We start from the raw sequence: 2,061 nt of genomic DNA, 5'->3' as shown, positions 1-2,061 counted from the left end.
CTCACCCTTCGCGGTCATGCGCAATCCATCACCATCAAGGTCAATGCGATCATGTTCAACAGGCGAAGGATCATAGAACACCCATTGCGGACCCAGTGACGAGGTCGAGAAATCATCAGAAAGCGGAAGACCATGAGGCTGATGCTGGCTGGGTAAGGGTTTGGGGAAGGGGGTTGACAGGTCTCCGCCCAACGATTCAAACCAGCCGTCTTCTCTCCAACGGATTGGCTCCAAGAGGCATTGCCTTCCAAGCGTCCAGAACCCGTTCTCATAACCGTGTGAAATCATCCACCAATCGCCCGCCGGTCCTTCAATGAGGGTGGCATGTCCTCTCGACCACCAGGATTCGGAGCGGTCGGTGGTGCGGACTTGAGGATTGTTCGGTGCATGTTGCCACGGTCCTTTGACGGATCGGGCGCGCGCCGCAATGACCATGTGCCCGGTAGGGGGACCGGCAGTGCCACCCACGGCTGTCAGCATATAGAACCAGTTATCCTTTCGGAGGATTTTGGGTCCTTCCGGACAAAAACATTCGACATCCCAGTCTTCAGGATATCGCCAGGGGTCGTAGATGTGTTCCACATCCCCAACGGTCGAAAGGCCGTCGTCTGAGAGTTCAACCAGATCGCCGTTTGACAGGAAAAGGTATCTCTTGCCGTCTTCGCCAACCGCGTGGGCGGGATCAATATGATCCGGGAGGTCCAGATCGACGGGTTTGCTCCATGGCCCGTCTATTTGATTGGCGTAAATGACATAGATGGATTTTCTGTTCTTGCTCCGTGCAGGAATGTAAATGTAAAAACGATCCCCATGCTTTATGAGATCGGGTGCCCATACCGAGCCGATGGGATGGGTTAGCGCCGGACCCACAGGTTGCCAATTCACCAAATCGGTCGACTGCCAGATGAACAGACCAGGGTAAGCGTCAAAGCTTGAGAATGTGAGATAGTAGGTATCGCAGTCTCTGATAATTGAGGGGTCCGGCCTGTCGCCCGAGAAAATCGGGTTCAGGAATGTCCCATCCTTGCGGTCAGCGATTCTTTGATTCTCGTATCCTCTTCCCCAGTCCGGACGATTCGGAGCGGGGGATTCGCTTCTGACGGCAGCTTCTGAAGCGGGCGTCGTGCAAGCCTTCGTGGCGAGTGTCGTCCCCAGGAGAAGCAGGCTTTGGCGTCGGGTCAGAGAGTTCTTCATATGTTGCACCTTAAAAAGTGGCCCCTGCGAGGATCTCGCCGGGGCCACTCAGAAAATGCGCCTTGGGAGGATCGCAATTTTCAAAACTATATCGAATGATCTGGACCGGCGGCTTCAGATTGTGTCGCCGGTCCGTACCCCGAAAGTTCCCTAGAATGTATACCGGGCGCCGAACAGGAAGTTCCGGCCGGTATGATGGTAGAGGGTCGGGAGATTGAGCTGGTCAAATGTCTGATGCTCGAACTCATCCGTCAGATTGATGCCCTCAAAGGTCAGGTCGAGCTGATCTGTCAGCGCGTATGACATCGACAGATCCACGTTGTAGGTCGATGCGACACCCCGCTCCTCGCGACCTTCGGTGCGTCCCGAACTATTTGGAGCTCGGGTTTGGTATTCATCCCGATACGCACCGGATACGCGTGCCGAGAACCGGTCTGTCTCATAGTACAGAGTCATGTTGTGCGAGATTTCCGAGAAGTTTCTGATTTCGTCGGAATCGACATAGGTTAGGTTCCCTACAAATCCGGCATTCTGTAGAAGACCCGGCAGGAAGAAGAAGGGTTGCTGGTACACAAGTTCCAGACCCTGGATCGAGGCTTCTCCACCATTTGCCACCTGGCTGACCGCGACGATCGGATCAAGCCCGTTCGCCAGATCTTCTCCCAGTGGGCTGGTCGAAGAGGCCACGCTGGCCGGCAGACCGAGTGAACTGAAAGCCACTTCGTTGCTGGCAGGGGTCAGGAAGAAGGATTCCACGTCCTTGTAGAAGAACGACACAGCCAGAAGGCTCTCCTCTGCAAAATACCATTCGGCGCTGAGGTCAAAAGCTGTGGCCCGGTAGGGATCGAGCTCAGGATTTCCGATGCT

At 55.1% G+C, this 2,061-nt stretch carries 2 protein-coding genes; both read right to left on the bottom strand.

All coding sequences use genetic code 11. The features are described from left to right. Positions 1-1,194: family 43 glycosylhydrolase (locus tag B4F73_RS06250; protein WP_290482761.1), on the bottom strand; the 1,194-nt coding region annotated here is incomplete at its 3' end. 150 nt (positions 1,195-1,344) lie between these two features. Then, the coding region (locus B4F73_RS06245) for a TonB-dependent receptor domain-containing protein (RefSeq protein WP_290482760.1) at positions 1,345-2,061 on the bottom strand (717 nt) is incomplete at its 5' end.

It is taken from the genome of Hyphomonas sp. UBA3601 (assembly GCF_002375605.1).
In the GTDB taxonomy this organism is placed as follows: domain Bacteria; phylum Pseudomonadota; class Alphaproteobacteria; order Caulobacterales; family Hyphomonadaceae; genus Hyphomonas.
Note: the sequence above shows the minus strand (reverse complement) of the source record. Positions and strands in the feature narration are given on the sequence as shown.